Genomic DNA, 14,216 nt, shown 5'->3' with positions numbered 1-14,216 from the left:
AGGGATTTGAAGACATGAATCGCCTATTGTAGAAAAATCAACGTTTTTGTAAAGATATAATTTCAACGGGCCGGGTCCGGGCCCCGCCATCAGGAGTTGTGGCCCCATGCAGGGGTTGCTATATTGTTACGTCTTAATTTCATTCAGGATTGCACCGATGCCGCAAGACATACAGGAAATCACCGATAGGGTCAAACAGGCCAGTCATTTCGTTCCGGCCATCGTCGCGGAGATGGAACGCGTCATGGTGGGCCAGCGTTACCTGATCGAGCGCCTCGTTCTGGGCCTGCTGACCAACGAGCACATCCTCGTAGAGGGCGTGCCGGGACTGGCCAAGACCACCGCCGTCAAAACACTGGCACAGACCATTGAAGCCAGCTACAAGCGCATCCAGTTCACTCCGGACCTGCTGCCCGCGGACCTCATCGGCACCCAGATTTACCAGCCGAAAACCGGAGAGTTTGTCATTAAAAAAGGACCCCTGTTTGCCAACATCATCCTGGCGGACGAAATCAACCGCGCCCCGGCAAAGGTGCAGAGCGCCCTGCTGGAAGCCATGGAAGAGCGGCAGATCACCATCGGGGGGGAGACCTTTCCCCTGGAACAGCCGTTCCTGGTGATGGCGACGCAGAATCCCATCGAGCAGGAAGGGACCTACCCCCTGCCCGAGGCCCAGGTGGACCGCTTCCTGTTCAAGCTCAAAATCGGGTATCCCTCCAAGGACGAGGAAAAACGCATCCTGCAGCGCATGGCCACCACCAACAGCCATATCGAGATCAAGCCGGTGATCCACCCGAAGGACATCCTGGCGGCTCGAGCGGTGTTCGACGAGATTTATATCGACGACAACCTGCAGGATTACATCGTGAATTTGGTCAACGCCACCCGTTTTCCGGGCGAATACCGATTGGAAAACCTGGCCAGCATGATTGACTACGGCGCCTCCCCGCGGGCCTCGATTTTTCTCAACCGCGTGGCAAAAGCGTATGCTTTCATGCAGGGACGCGGCTTTGTGGTGCCGCACGACATCAAAACCATCGGCCTCGACATCCTGCGCCACCGTATCATCCTCACCTACGAGGCGGAAGCCGAGAACATCACGTCCGACGATGTGCTGAAAAAGATTTTCGACACTGTGGAAGTTCCCTGAAGGAGGGGCCGCCATGTTCGGCAACCTGATCGATAAAATTTCAGCACCCTTCAAACCTGCGCCCCCCCCGGCCCCGCAGTACCGGGATGCGTTGGAGATTTCCTCGGAGTTGATTCAAAAGATCCGGGACATTCAGGTGAAAACCAATCACCTGGTCAACCACATGATGGTGGGAGAGTATGTCTCCGCCTTCAAGGGGCACGGCATGGAATTCCGCGAGGTGCGGGAGTATCAACCCGGTGACGATATCCGGCGTATCGACTGGAATGTGACAGCCCGGCTGGACCATCCGTTCATCAAGGAATACCGCGAAGAGCGGGAATTGACGGTGATGCTGATGGTGGACGTCAGCGGTTCCGGCGGGTTCGGCTCGCACTACGCCTTCAAAAACGAGGTGGCGGCGGAGGTGGCATCCATCCTCGCCTTCGCCGCCATCAAAAACAACGACAAGGTGGGGTTGATCGTGTTCTCCGACCAGATCGAACACTTCATACGTCCGCAAAAAGGCCGTGCCCATATCTGGAACGTCATCCGCACCATCCTCACCTTTGAGCCCGAAGGCCACCGGACGAATTTGAGCCTGCCGCTTGAGTACCTGTTGAAAGTGCAGAAACGGAAATCCATCGCCTTCCTCATCTCCGATTTCCAGGCGGAGGATTACATGGACCGCCTCCGCCGGGCGCGGAAGAAGCACGACCTGGTCGCCATCAGCATACTCGACCCGCGGGAAGTGGAGTTGCCAGACGCCGGCCTGGTTCAACTTGAAGACAAGGAAACCGAAGAATCGTTGTGGGTGGATACCAGCGACCCCGCTTTTCGCAAGCGGTACGCAGTGGAGAAAGAGCGCGAACGGAGGGAACTCCAGGCTGCTCTTCGCTCGGCGGGGGTGGATCATATTGAAATCCGCTCGGACCGGTCACTGGTGAAGCCAATCGTCCAGTTTTTTAAAATGAGAGAAAAAAAACACTGAGGAAGCATGTCCGATTTGAATGAACAGAACACACGTACCACCGGTGACGACCCGACCAGCCCCAAGCGGCCGCCACCCAAGGCATCACGTCAAGCGGAACCCCCGGCAAAGGGCACTCCTTCCGCTTTCCAGATTCCAACCGAAGGGGTGAGTACGAAGCTAAAGGCATTCGTCATCGTTCTCACCGTTATCACCTTCGTCGCGTTCGGAATCTTCACCGCCATGCTGTTCAAAAAGTCCATGCCATCGGAAGAGGAGACCGCCGCCCAGGCCCCCTCCGGCTCCACGGTTTGGAGCACGCAGGCCTTGACCGTCGCCGAAAAACTTCGGGACTCGGGTTTGTACGAACAGGCGGTCATCCAGTACGAGGCGTACCTGGAAAATCCGAACCTCAACCTGGAAACGCGGTCGAACGTCGCCTACATCATGGGGGGGTTATATATGGAACTGGGCAACTGCGGGGAGGCGCTGGTCTGGTTTTTTCATTCCGAGGTTGCGGTGAAAGACGCGCCGTGGTCGGAAGATCGCAACAAGCGTATCGACGGCTGTCTGCATCAGTTGAAAGCGAACCCGTGAGCCATGTGGCAGCATCTATGCAACAATAAAATTGAAACCAAATTCCTGTGGCTGGGAATTGCGTTGCTCTGTTTTTCCGGGGAAACGTTCGCTCAAAATACCCAGCTCCCTCCGGTCACCGCCACGGCGCAAATCGAACCGCAGAGAGCCACCATCGGCGATACGGTCACCTACACATTAACAGTGACGCACCCGCCGGAATTTCAAATCAAGCCCCCCAACCCGTTCCAGCATTTTGAGAAGTTCGAGTTCCTTGACCAGGGTGCGAAAACCAGGCAGCAACCCGGCGGACGCGTGGCCGACGAGTTTTTTTTCAAGTTCCGGGCAATGGAGGTCGGCTACTACAACATTCCGGAAATTCCCGTCCACTTCACCGGTCCCCCTCTGGCTGATCCATCGCAAATGGGACCCGGCGAAATCCAGGCCCCCGGGGCGGTGGTGGAAGTGCGGTCGGTACTGTTCAAGGACGGCGACCCGAAAGACATTCGCGACATCAAGCCCATCGTCGGTGCGGGGCCTCCCTGGCAGCGTTATGCCCTGTACGCGCTTGCCGGCCTCGTTGGGTTGATGTTCCTGTACTTCATCGGACGTAAAATTTTTGTGAAAAAAGTTCCCCGGGAACGGAAACCGCAATCCGTGATCCGTGAACCTCATGAAATCGCGCTGGATGAGCTGGACACGCTGAACCGCAAACAATGGATCGAACAGGAACGGTTTCGCGAACACCAATTTGAATTGTCGGAAATTTTCCGCCGTTACCTGGGCGCGCTTTATTCCGTACCGGCACTGGACTGGACCACTGAGGAAATCGTACAGAACCTGCTTTTCCGCAAACATTTCCCCCAGGAACTGGGCCAACGGGCCTTGGGTATTCTGCACCGTACCGACTGGGTCAAATTCGCCAATGTGGAAAGTGATGCTTCTACGTGCCTGGAAAATATTCAGGCGGTCAGGCAGTTTATAGAGGACACAAAACCGCGGCGCGACCTGGGTTCCAGCCAGAAATCGCCAGCGGCCCCCATCTGACGTGTTATGACTTATTTCCAGTTTGCAAATCCGTGGCTGTTTCTTTTACTTCTGGCGATTCCATGGATGGTGTACCAGCATTACCGGAACCGCCCGGCGGCATTCCCCTTTTCTTCCCTGAACACACTGCGGCGCATCCTTCCCTCCCATGTTTCTTTCCTGGTGCAGTTGCCGTTGATCCTGCGTTGCCTCGCGGTGATATTGATCGTCATCGCCCTCGCCCGTCCGCAGGAAGGAAGAAAGAGCACGGAGATCCTGACACACGGTGTGGACATCATGCTTGCGCTCGATACTTCAGCCAGCATGCAGGCGATGGACTTCAAAAAAAAGGACCAGCCGGTGGACCGCCTGACCATCGTAAAAGACGTGGTGAGCGAGTTCATTGACGGGCGCGAATTTGACCGAATGGGTATGGTGGTGTTCGGAAACGAGGCATTCACGCAGTGCCCGTTGACGCTGGACCACAACATACTGCAGGAGTTTTTAAGCCGGCTTGACATCGGTGTGGCGGGTGATTCCACCGCCATTGGCTCCGCCATCGCCATCGCGGTCAAACGGCTCAAGGACCTCGAATCCAAATCCAAAGTCATCATCCTGCTCACCGACGGACGCAACAACGCGGGGAGCATCCCACCCCGGCAGGCCGCGGAGATCGCCGCCACCTTCGGCATCAAGATTTACACGGTCGGCGTAGGCACCCGCGGCAAAGTGCCGTTCGTGTTCGACGGAATTCTCGGCCGCCAGCTGATCATGCAGGACGTGGAGATGGATGAGGAGTCACTGATAGAAATCGCCGACACCACGAACGGCAAGTATTTCCGGGCCAGGGACACCGACTCCCTCAAAAAGATTTACGCGCAGATCGATCAGCTCGAAAAATCCGAGGTGAAGTGGATTGATCACTCGGAATTCAAGGAACTGTTTCCCTATTTCCTGATTCCGGGCCTGCTGTTGTTGATAACGGAAATCACGCTGGCACAAACCCGCTTGAGGAGAATCCCATAAGATGCGATTCGGTCTGCCGGAATATTTGCTTTTGCTGATGGGGCTGGCATTCCTGATTGGATTTTTCATATGGTCGGGAAACCGCAAGCGCGAACAGGCTGCGCGATTCGCCTCCTCTTCCCTGCTCGGCCGGCTGGTGCCACCGCGCGCAAGGGAAAAACAAAGGAAAAAAACCACCTTGATGGTCCTCGCGGTATTTTTCTTTATTCTGGCCCTCGCCCAGCCACGCTGGGGGTACGAATGGGAGGATTTGAAACAGGAAGGGGTGGATATCATCGTGGCAGTGGACGTATCGCAGAGCATGCTGGCAAGCGACATCCAGCCCAACCGGCTGGAACGGGCCAAGCATGAGGTAGCCGACCTCATCCACCTTCTGGAAGGTGACCGCATCGGCCTGGTCGCGTTTGCAGGTTCCAGCATTCTGCAATGCCCACTGACCCTCGACTACAACGCAGCCAGGATGTTCCTGAATGTATTGGGGACCGACCTCATACCCACCCAGGGTACCGCGCTCGGTCATGCCATCCGTACCGCCGTCAAGGCCTTCAGTTCAGTGGAAAAAAAATCGAAAGCCATTATCCTGATCACGGATGGAGAGGACCATGAAGGCGACGCGCTGGCCGCCGCCCAGTACGCCAACGAGCAGGGAGTGAAAGTGTTCGTCATCGGCATCGGCGCGGAGGAAGGCGCTCCCATTCCCGATCCCGAAAGGCAGCGCGGATTCAAGCGGGACCGTAAGGGAGAAATCGTCCTCACCCGTCTCAACGAAGCCGTCCTGCAACAGGTGGCCCTTTCCACCGGCGGCAGTTATGTGAGATCCGTGCTTGGGGATATGGACCTGAATAAAATCTATCTCGAGGACATCAAACAGCGGGTCGAAAAAAAAGAGCTTCGCACCACCCGGCGGAAACGCTGGCAGGAACGGTTTCAATGGTTCATCGCGCTGGGGCTGGTATGCCTTTTAGGAGAGCGCATGGTCCGTGAAAAATGAGATAATAAATAAGGGAAAAACCGGACTTGACGCGGCATGGGCCGCGTCTTATATAATATCGAATCTGCGGAACTTGGGCAGATACCATAAATAATTCAAGGAGTTTATAACGATGCAGCCCAATCGGACCTCATACATGAGTCAGGATGCCATTGCCGCCGAACAACAGCGGTTCATGGTCCGGGTCTATAACTGGATGACGGCGGGTCTCGCCATGACCGGTGGTGTGGCGTGGCTGGTGGCCAATACCGAACCTTTGATGAAACTGATTTTCGGGAATCCCATCGTTCCGATCGTTTTGATCATCGCCCAGATCGGCCTGGTCTTCTACCTCGCGTCCTCGGTCATGAAGATGTCCGCGAGCCAGGCGACGGGCGTTTTCATTCTGTACGCCGGCCTGACGGGGTTGACCTTTTCCGCCATTTTTATGGTGTATACCGCGGCATCGATCACCTCCACCTTTCTGGTGACGGCGGGTACCTTCGGTGCGATGAGTTTCTATGGTTACACAACCAAGAAGGACCTCACCTCGTGGGGCAGCTTTCTGTTCATGGGCCTCATCGGCATCATCATCGCCTCAGTGGTGAACATCTTTCTGCAGAATGAAGCCGTTTACTGGGTGGTAACCTACGCGGGCGTGCTGATCTTTGTCGGCCTCACGGCCTACGACACCCAGATGATCAAGCAGATGAACATCCTCGGTAACGAAGGCACCGATGAAGACACCAAGGAAGCCATCCAGGGCGCCCTCAAGTTGTACCTGGACTTCATCAACCTGTTCCTGATGCTCCTCCGCATCATGGGAGACCGGCGCTGAAGCCTCGGTTCTTCCACGGCGGTTTGAATAACGAAAAGGGATTCCCGGTGCGGGAATCCCTTTTTTCGTTTCGCACGTCACACAGGCAGGCGTGCTAAACTTCCAGGGATCATGCGAAATCTTCTACAAAAACCGGTTATAACGCTAATATTTGCAGCCGCATTGGGATGGAATCCCCTGCCCGCTTTCGCGGAAGATCTGCCGGAGTCCGCACGCGAGGGCATCGCCTATTACAATGAGGAGCAATTCGACCAGGCGGCAAGGAAGTTCAGTGAAGCGGAAGCCCTGGATCCGGAAAATCCCACCGTACGATACAACGCCGGCAACGCCAAGTACCGGCTGGGCCGCTACGAGGCGGCCATCGAGGACTACGGCAAGGTACTCTCCGGCGACACCCCGCCGGCTCTCAGGCAGAAAACCTGGTACAACCAGGGCAACGCCTGGTTTCGGCTGGGTGCACTGGACCGGGCGATGGACTCTTACAAAAAAGCGCTTGAGCTCAATCCCAAAGATGAGGACAGCAAATTCAATTACGAGTTCGCCAAGCGCCAGCTGGAACAGGCCATTGCATCCGGACAGATGATGCCTCGCAATATGGATAAGGGAAAACCGCAACCCGGCAAGAAACAGAAACAGGCCCCGCACGAAGCTTCCCAATCTGAATCCACGGAACCGGCAGGACACGGTGAGGCCAACGAACAGCCCGAACCGGCCGAAGAAACCCGTACCGCAGAACAGGAACCCGAAAAAAATAAGAAGAAAGAAGAGCCGCAGGAGCAGATGGCCGACGAAACCCCGCCCGCTCCTTCTTCTCCCGAACAGAAAAAAATGAACGCCATGTTGAAAGAGGCTGCGCCCTTAACCCAGGAAGAGGCTGAGCGGCTGTTGGGATCGTTGAGCGAGGATCTCAAGAAGTTCAAGCGCCGCCAGTTGCAGGGAGAGATGCAGGACCTGTTCAAGGATCAGGGAAAGGACTGGTGATGGAACCATGCCCAGGAACAACCCCACACCGTGGATAAAACCGTTCTCCCCGCTTCTCTTTTGTGCCTGGTTTGCTCTGTTCTTACCCGGCGGGGTTTGGGCGCAGGAAATCCGTGTGAGTGCTTCGGTGAACAACACCGAGATCACGCTGGAAGACGTGGTGAATTTGGAAGTGGTGGTGGAAGGGACGCAGGATGCGCCGGAACCTGAGCCTCCGCCCCTGCCCGGATTTTCGATCCGTACCGGGGGTCGCGCCACCTCACTTCAAATCATCAACGGAATACGAACCGCATCGACCACGTTCCATTTCCAGCTGATCCCAAAACAATCCGGTGACTTCACCATCGGTCCGTTCAAGTTTGAGATCGACGGCAACCCCTACATCACCGCACCCATTGCCATAACCGTACGTAAAGGCGCCCCACCCAGCCAGGGAAAGCGTCCTGTTTTTGCAGAGGCCACCGTCCCCACACACCAGCCCTACGTCAACGAGCTGTTGCCCATCACTCTGAAGGTGTACCGCCAGGCCACTGTGCGCAATGTTAAGGTCGATTTTCCGTTGGACGATTTTCGCAAGGAAGAACTGGGACCGCCGAAACAGTACAGCCGCGTGCTGAATGGAATCCGCTACGATGTGTACGAGTGGAACACCGGAATCTATCCTTTAAAAGCGGGACAGGTCACAATCCCCTTGGCCCTGATCGAGTTGGATATTGTTGAACAAACCCCCTCAGGCCGGCGGCGTTCCGGAGATCCTTTTTTTGACGACCCTTTTTTCCAGAGTCCGTTTTTTCACAACCAATTCAAATTGAAACACAAAATCCTGCGAACCGATCCCATCGAACTCGAGGTGTTGCCGCTTCCGGAGAAAAACCGGCCGGAACCGTTTTCCGGCCTGGTGGGACAGTTCCAAATGAATACCCGGTTCAGCCGAACTCAGCTGGCGCAGGGGGAAACGATGACCCTCACTGTCACGGTGACGGGTGAGGGCAATCCGCAGGATGCGCTGCTGGAACTCCCGGACACCGGAGGAGACTTTAAGGTTTACGCGGACCAGCCGGAGTTCACCCGCACAGGCGGCGATAAAACGGTGCAGGGGGAAAAAGTGTTCAAGTATGCTCTGGTTCCGCTGAAAGCGGGTACGCTGACATTTCCCGCAATCACCCTCAACTATTTCGAACCACGGGTTCATTCATTTCGTACGGTCCAAACCGAACTGCAAACGGTGAACGTGACTCCCACAAAGGACTCACAAGAGTTGAATGCGGTGGAACCGCAACCGGAAAGCTCGTCCACCGGAGGCCCGCAACGCGAGCCGATTGAGGACATCAATCCATTGTATTTGGACATGCAGGAATTCACCGACCGGAGTCGTCCTGGCTGGTTCTGGTTAACTGTGGTGCTGGCACTGTTCGTTCCCCCGGCGGTTTTTTTGTTTTTTGTCCCGCTCCACCGCAAGCGCCAGCGCATGAAATTCGACACCGCCTACAAACGCCGGATGGAAGCTTTTCGTCAGGCGCAGGAACGCCTGAATCGGCTGACTTCAGAACGCAACGGCGGCGCTCGCGAAATGGTACGGGAGCTGTCGCAGATCGTGCGCACTTACATAGGCGATCGGCTGAACCTGAAGGGAACCGCATTCACCTCGCGGGAAGTGGAAGAGCAGTTGCGGCAACGTGAATTCCGCGAAGAACATATTGTTGAGACACGCGACTTGCTGGAAAAATACGAATCCCTGCAATACGCAGCAGGACAAGGCGACACGGAGGCGCTTCTGGCCGAATCCCGCCGCCTTATCGAGAAACTGGAGAATTCTTGATGCGCCTTCCCAGGTTCGCAATCCAGGTAATGATCTTGCTTTGGGCTGTTTTATTCTTGGCAGGCGGGGCCTTGGCCGGAGAAGTCCAGGAACGCATCGCATCGGCCAATCGCCTCTACATGGAACAGAAATACAAGCAGGCGATCAACGTGTACGAATCCGTCCTTCAATCAGGTTTCGATAACGGTCGTCTGCATTTCAACCTGGGAAACGCATATTACCGCACCAACCAAACCGGAAAAGCCATCCTTCATTACCTGAAAGCGCAACAACGCCTGCCCCGTGACGAGAAGGTGGAGGCCAACCTGATTTTCACACTGGCGAAAACCGTGGACCGGACGGACTGGCGGTTTCCCAACGTGTGGACCACGGTGTTCTTCTGGCTTGAGGATGTGACTCTGGAAGAGCACATCTGGACATTGGCGGGCGTGAACTTACTTTTATGGGTGGCGTGGAGTGTGTTGATCGTCCACCCCGGGCACGCCACCCGTTTGACACGAAATATTGCGCTGGGGTTGTTGGGATTGGTTCTGGTATCCACGCTGGCCCGTTTTTTTTACGACGCCGGGCATCGGTATGCGGTGGTGCTGGCAAAGGACATTGCCGTGCATGCAGAGAAGGGACCGGAAAAACCGGTCCTTTTCCGGCTCCATGAGGGGGCCGTCGGAAAAATTACGGCGGAAAAAGATGGGTGGTACCACCTGATTTTTCCGGATGAAACCGGGGGGTGGATCCGGGCACAAGACGACCAGGTCGGAACCTGACGCTTCGACCCACCCCGGATTCCATCAATCCGTCTCCACCCCGGCCATGAAGCCTTTGATCTGGGCCTTCTGGGTCGGAGTGCCTCGTTCAAAGATTTTAACCAGACGGTGGACCGTGCGCTTGAAATCGTTGTCACTCATCAGACGCACCACTTCCTTGAAAGCGGATACATCCTTGTCCACCGCATCCTTTTCCTTGATCATGTCCCCTTCCCCGGTCAACAACCAGCAAATGTTGACATCGGTTTTCCGGCACAACCCTGTGAGAGTGGTGGCGGAAGGAAGAGACTTGTCGTTTTCCAGATCCGATAAAGATCCCTGTGAAACATTGATGGTTGCGGCCAGGTCCACCAACCGGAGCGATGACAACTTGCGCCAATAGCGAAGACGGCCGCCCACCGATTTGGGCTGATTCGAATCCTCGTGATCCGGATTTTCGTTACCAATTTTTTCAATCATCGGAAACCTCCTTGTGTTTATCTTCAGCCCCTATTATTGAAAAAATCGGTCAAAATATGATGAAGACAATGCAACAATTATGTTACAAAGCGGCCCAATGATATAGCTTTTCCTATATTTCTTACTTGAAACTGCATAAAAACCAAAAAGGTTAACCGCCTCTGCAAACCCTAAATTTTAAAGCGGTATCCCACGCCCCGAATGGTTTCGATATATTTTCCCGCCTCCATCAATTTATTCCGAAGCCTTTGGATATGCGTGTCAATAGTTCGGGAAAAGACACCTTCATTGCTTTCCCAGACATGTTCCATCAGGTAATCCCGGGTTTTTACCTGGCCCAAATTGTCCAGCAATGAGGAGAGCAGCTTGAATTCGGTAAGAGTCAACTGGACGATTTTGTTTTTCACCCGCACCTCGTGTTTCCCGAAGTCCACCTTCAGCACACCCTGGGTCAATGTGTCATTTCGGGCTTGCGAACCATACACCCTTTTTAAAACATTGTTCACCCGCAATAAAAGTTCCTGAGAGTTAAACGGCTTGGTGACATAATCATCCGCACCGAACTCCAGACCCAGGTTCCGGTCCACCTGTTCCGTCCTGCCGGAAAGAATGATAATGGGAAGGTTTTGTGTTTCCTTTTCGCCTCTCAGGCTGCGGCACACTTCCAACCCGTTTTTACCTGGAATATTGATGTCGAGCAGAATCAGGTCGGGGCAGCGCGAACGAATGATGGCTTCCGCGGATTCGCCGTCATCCGTCGAAATGACCTTGTACTTTTCCTGATCGACCAGTTGCTTCACCAGGGTCACAATGGAGGGGTCGTCGTCCACAATGAGGATAGTGTAGCGCCGGAACCCTTTTTTCGTTTTGCTGTTGTCGGCCATATCAGATTTCAGTCGGGTAGTGAGCCAGGGTTTTCCATTCCTTCTCCATCAGGGCCAGCACATGGTTCCATTTTATTGAATACTCTTTTGCCGGCCCGGCAACAGGGTTGGTTTCCGGTGCGAGCGCCAGAAGGTACCGTTGCCATTTGATCATCATCGCCTGCCGTTGTTCGGAAGGAATCGACCGTGAGCTGAGAATGTTGTCTTCAATGTCACACACTTTGATTTTTTTGGATTCGAGTGGCCAGGCTTCAAAGTCTTTCAGGTATTCGACGTGGGACAACCCGTCCGGCTTGGTCAAATCCGCCACCAGACGGCGGACTTCGGGTCCGAACCAGGATTCGATGTCATCTAGGTTGACCCAGGTATCCTCCACCAGGTCATGACACAATGCAGCCAGGGCGCCCTCCACTGTCTTGAAATGAAACTGAAGATAGGCTTTGCACACACGGCGGGGATGGTGGTAGAAAAGCTCCCGCTCGCGACCTTTTCTAATTTGTCCGGAGTGCGCTTTTTGAACGGTAAGAAAGGCTTTTTTGATTTTTCCCAGGTTTCCCGTAACCCGAATCACGTACGGTTCCATATTTTAAAGGCCTTCCCGGGTAAAAAATTTCAAACAATCGTCCACGATCCAGTCTATATGCGATAACAAACTGTGATCGGAGTTCAACTCTTCCAGTTTAACCCAGGGTCGATTCTTCGCAAACTCCCGTGACTGAGCCACGGGCACGGTTTCATCGTGCACTCCGTGGACAATGCGCGTCGGAACGGACCGGTCCAGTGCCAGAGCATCCCACTTGCGGGCATCCTCAAAAATGCCCGTGCTCAATTCCATTTCCCGGTCGTAGCGGTAGTGGTACACCCGTATTACTTCCGGCAGCCTTTCGGACTTCGGGTCCTCCGGATTCACTTTCTCCTTCCAGCGTTTCAGGAATTGAAACCCCGGACACATCAGGTACGCCCCCTTAACCTCTGGTCGCAACTGGGACACAAGTGCCGCCAGGTATCCGCCCATACTGCTTCCGATCATCCCGATCCCCGAACCCGGAAAAGTATCGACTACCGACTGGACTATTTCAACCTGCCCAGAAAGAGTAAGATTTCGAAAATCATCCTTTTCCAAGTCGGGCACTATCAATTCTTTTCCCTGGTCCCGGAATCGCTGGGCAAACACAGTGGCTTTCTTGGAACCGGGGCTGGAGGCGAATCCGTGGCAATACACATAGACGGTTTTCATGCCCGGGTACCTTGGTTCCAGTCCGGCTGAGAACTCAGCATACGTTTGACCCAGGGAAGAAAGAGATAAGCCGGAAACGCGAGAAAAAAGGTGAGCGTGAAATACGGGGCGTAGCCCATCGCCTCCGCGCCGAACCCGCCTGCCCATCCCGCCACCGACCGGCTGAACGCGAATATTGAGGAAAGGAGTGCGTACTCCGAAGCCGATCGTTTTTTGTTAACGATCGCCATCAGGAAGGCGAGAAACGCGGCCGAACCCAATCCACCGGTGAACGATTCCAGTACGCTTGCGCCGTACATCATGGCCTTGAATTCCATCGCCATGGGAACCCCTTCCTGCGGCGGGGGAATGACGGCCGCCACCCCGGCGTAACCGAGGTTGGATAGCGCCTGCAAAAGCCCCAGCACCCAGATGCCTTTGAATATTCCATAGCGGTCGGTGAACCAGCCTCCCACCAGGCCCCCCGCAATAGAGAGGCCGAGCCCGATGTTGACCGAAACCAGACCGATTTCTGTTGCTGAAAACCCGGAGTCCACCCAGAACGGCTTCACCATGAACCCCATCGAGGTGTCCGCGAGCTTGTAAATCAGAATGAAAATGATGACCGGAATGATGTGCGGCCGCTGGATCAGTTCGAAAAATGCGCCGAACATGGGTCCTTCGTTCAACTCGTCACGCAGGGATGGGCCGTTACTTTGCTGCCTCACCCGGCGCGTCCAATAATGACTGCCTGCCACCACCAGAATACCCGCCATCGCCAGCGTGGGCCACAGGTAAGGACGTTTGTCGGACACGTCCAGTTTGGTATCGACCAGGCCGAAGCCCATCAGCACCATAATGAAAAGCAGAGCCAGCGCGTAGGGATAGCGGGCGATCAGGCGAAACTCGCCCAGCAGGGACCGTTCAGAGCGCGTTTTATAGGCCTGTTCCGGAGGGGCCAGCAGGCACACTGTGCCGCAGGCAAACAAGATGAGCGCACCGGCAAGATACGTCGCGCTCCATGACATCCAGTCCGCCAGCACCAGGATGAATCCCGAAGCCAGCATGCCCACCCGATACATGCCATTGCGAATGCCGTTGGCCAGACCCAACTCGTCCTTGTTGAGCATCTCAATGGTGTAGGCATCGATGGCGACATCGCTCGTCGCGGAAAATATTGTGAACAGGCCGATGGCCAGCCACACCCAGGGACCGAAGTCGAGCAGGACGGCAAAAACCAGCATGACACCGCCCATCAGCATGTCCATCAGGAAAATCCAGCGGCGGTGATGGCGAACGTAATCGACTGCCGGGGCCCACAAAAATTTGAGGGTCCAGGCCAACCCCAGCAGGCTCATGAACCCGATCTGCCACAGATCCACCCCCTGCTGGCGCAGGTGAACGGGGAAAACATCGTAGAACACGCCCAGCGGGAAGCCTTCCGCGAAATACAGGATTCCAACCCAGAATAGCTTACTTTTCAATAATTTAGGATGACTCTCCATGCCCCCCCCAACGGTCGGATTGGTGGATGCCCCGTCGGCATTCAGATCGATGG

Annotated in this window: 15 protein-coding genes; 10 read left to right on the top strand and 5 right to left on the bottom strand. The window is 55.1% G+C overall.

The window, feature by feature from the left end; translation table 11 throughout:
- Positions 1–157 precede the first annotated feature (157 nt).
- From ACTRW9_RS07475 to ACTRW9_RS07430, 10 genes are all read left to right on the top strand, one after another.
- On the top strand, positions 158–1,150 hold the full coding sequence (locus ACTRW9_RS07475; protein ID WP_442428857.1) for an AAA family ATPase: 993 nt from the start codon (positions 158–160) through the stop codon (positions 1,148–1,150).
- A 13-nt stretch (positions 1,151–1,163) separates the two neighbouring features.
- A complete protein-coding gene (locus tag ACTRW9_RS07470; RefSeq protein ID WP_442428856.1) occupies positions 1,164–2,120 on the top strand; it encodes a DUF58 domain-containing protein in 957 nt (318 codons plus the stop codon).
- Between the two features lie 6 nt (positions 2,121–2,126).
- Positions 2,127–2,696: a hypothetical protein gene (locus ACTRW9_RS07465; RefSeq protein ID WP_442428855.1), complete on the top strand. Its 570-nt coding sequence runs from the start codon at positions 2,127–2,129 to the stop codon at positions 2,694–2,696.
- 3 nt (positions 2,697–2,699) lie between these two features.
- Positions 2,700–3,722 carry a hypothetical protein gene (locus ACTRW9_RS07460; RefSeq protein ID WP_442428854.1) on the top strand — a complete coding sequence of 341 codons (1,023 nt, stop codon included), beginning with the start codon at positions 2,700–2,702 and terminating at the stop codon, positions 3,720–3,722.
- A 6-nt stretch (positions 3,723–3,728) separates the two neighbouring features.
- Positions 3,729–4,727, top strand: coding sequence for a vWA domain-containing protein (locus tag ACTRW9_RS07455; RefSeq protein ID WP_442428853.1), 999 nt, complete (start codon positions 3,729–3,731; stop codon positions 4,725–4,727).
- Between the two features lies 1 nt (position 4,728).
- Positions 4,729–5,718: a vWA domain-containing protein gene (locus ACTRW9_RS07450; protein ID WP_442428852.1), complete on the top strand. Its 990-nt coding sequence runs from the start codon at positions 4,729–4,731 to the stop codon at positions 5,716–5,718.
- A gap of 112 nt (positions 5,719–5,830) precedes the next feature.
- On the top strand, positions 5,831–6,535 hold the full coding sequence (locus ACTRW9_RS07445) for a Bax inhibitor-1/YccA family protein (protein ID WP_442425659.1): 705 nt from the start codon (positions 5,831–5,833) through the stop codon (positions 6,533–6,535).
- A gap of 162 nt (positions 6,536–6,697) precedes the next feature.
- Positions 6,698–7,516: a tetratricopeptide repeat protein gene (locus tag ACTRW9_RS07440; protein ID WP_442428851.1), complete on the top strand. Its 819-nt coding sequence runs from the start codon at positions 6,698–6,700 to the stop codon at positions 7,514–7,516.
- Positions 7,517–7,631: 115 nt separating this feature from the next.
- Positions 7,632–9,335 carry a BatD family protein gene (locus ACTRW9_RS07435; RefSeq protein ID WP_442428850.1) on the top strand — a complete coding sequence of 568 codons (1,704 nt, stop codon included), beginning with the start codon at positions 7,632–7,634 and terminating at the stop codon, positions 9,333–9,335.
- A 71-nt stretch (positions 9,336–9,406) separates the two neighbouring features.
- The gene (locus ACTRW9_RS07430; protein WP_442428849.1) at positions 9,407–10,099 is read left to right on the top strand and encodes a tetratricopeptide repeat protein; all 693 of its coding nucleotides are present in this window, start codon (positions 9,407–9,409) and stop codon (positions 10,097–10,099) included.
- Positions 10,100–10,123: 24 nt separating this feature from the next.
- Here the strand turns inward: ACTRW9_RS07430 and ACTRW9_RS07425 are convergent, their stop codons facing one another.
- The 5 genes from ACTRW9_RS07425 to ACTRW9_RS07405 all read right to left on the bottom strand — a co-directional run bounded on the left by ACTRW9_RS07425 (position 10,124) and on the right by ACTRW9_RS07405 (position 14,142).
- The gene (locus ACTRW9_RS07425) at positions 10,124–10,558 is read right to left on the bottom strand and encodes a helix-turn-helix domain-containing protein (protein ID WP_442425663.1); all 435 of its coding nucleotides are present in this window, start codon (positions 10,556–10,558) and stop codon (positions 10,124–10,126) included.
- Between the two features lie 170 nt (positions 10,559–10,728).
- Positions 10,729–11,442 (bottom strand): response regulator, encoded by a 714-nt coding sequence (locus ACTRW9_RS07420; protein ID WP_442425664.1) that lies wholly within the window; start codon positions 11,440–11,442, stop codon positions 10,729–10,731.
- A 1-nt stretch (position 11,443) separates the two neighbouring features.
- Positions 11,444–12,025 (bottom strand): HD domain-containing protein, encoded by a 582-nt coding sequence (locus ACTRW9_RS07415; protein ID WP_442425665.1) that lies wholly within the window; start codon positions 12,023–12,025, stop codon positions 11,444–11,446.
- A 3-nt stretch (positions 12,026–12,028) separates the two neighbouring features.
- The gene (locus tag ACTRW9_RS07410) at positions 12,029–12,679 is read right to left on the bottom strand and encodes an alpha/beta hydrolase (protein ID WP_442428848.1); all 651 of its coding nucleotides are present in this window, start codon (positions 12,677–12,679) and stop codon (positions 12,029–12,031) included.
- Positions 12,676–14,142, bottom strand: coding sequence for an MFS transporter (locus ACTRW9_RS07405; RefSeq protein ID WP_442428847.1), 1,467 nt, complete (start codon positions 14,140–14,142; stop codon positions 12,676–12,678). Before ACTRW9_RS07405 ends, ACTRW9_RS07410 begins: the two co-directional genes overlap by 4 nt.
- Positions 14,143–14,216: the final 74 nt, after the last annotated feature.

It is taken from the genome of Nitrospina sp. 32_T5 (assembly GCF_052156635.1).
In the GTDB taxonomy this organism is placed as follows: domain Bacteria; phylum Nitrospinota; class Nitrospinia; order Nitrospinales; family Nitrospinaceae; genus Nitrospina.
Note: the sequence above shows the minus strand (reverse complement) of the source record. Positions and strands in the feature narration are given on the sequence as shown.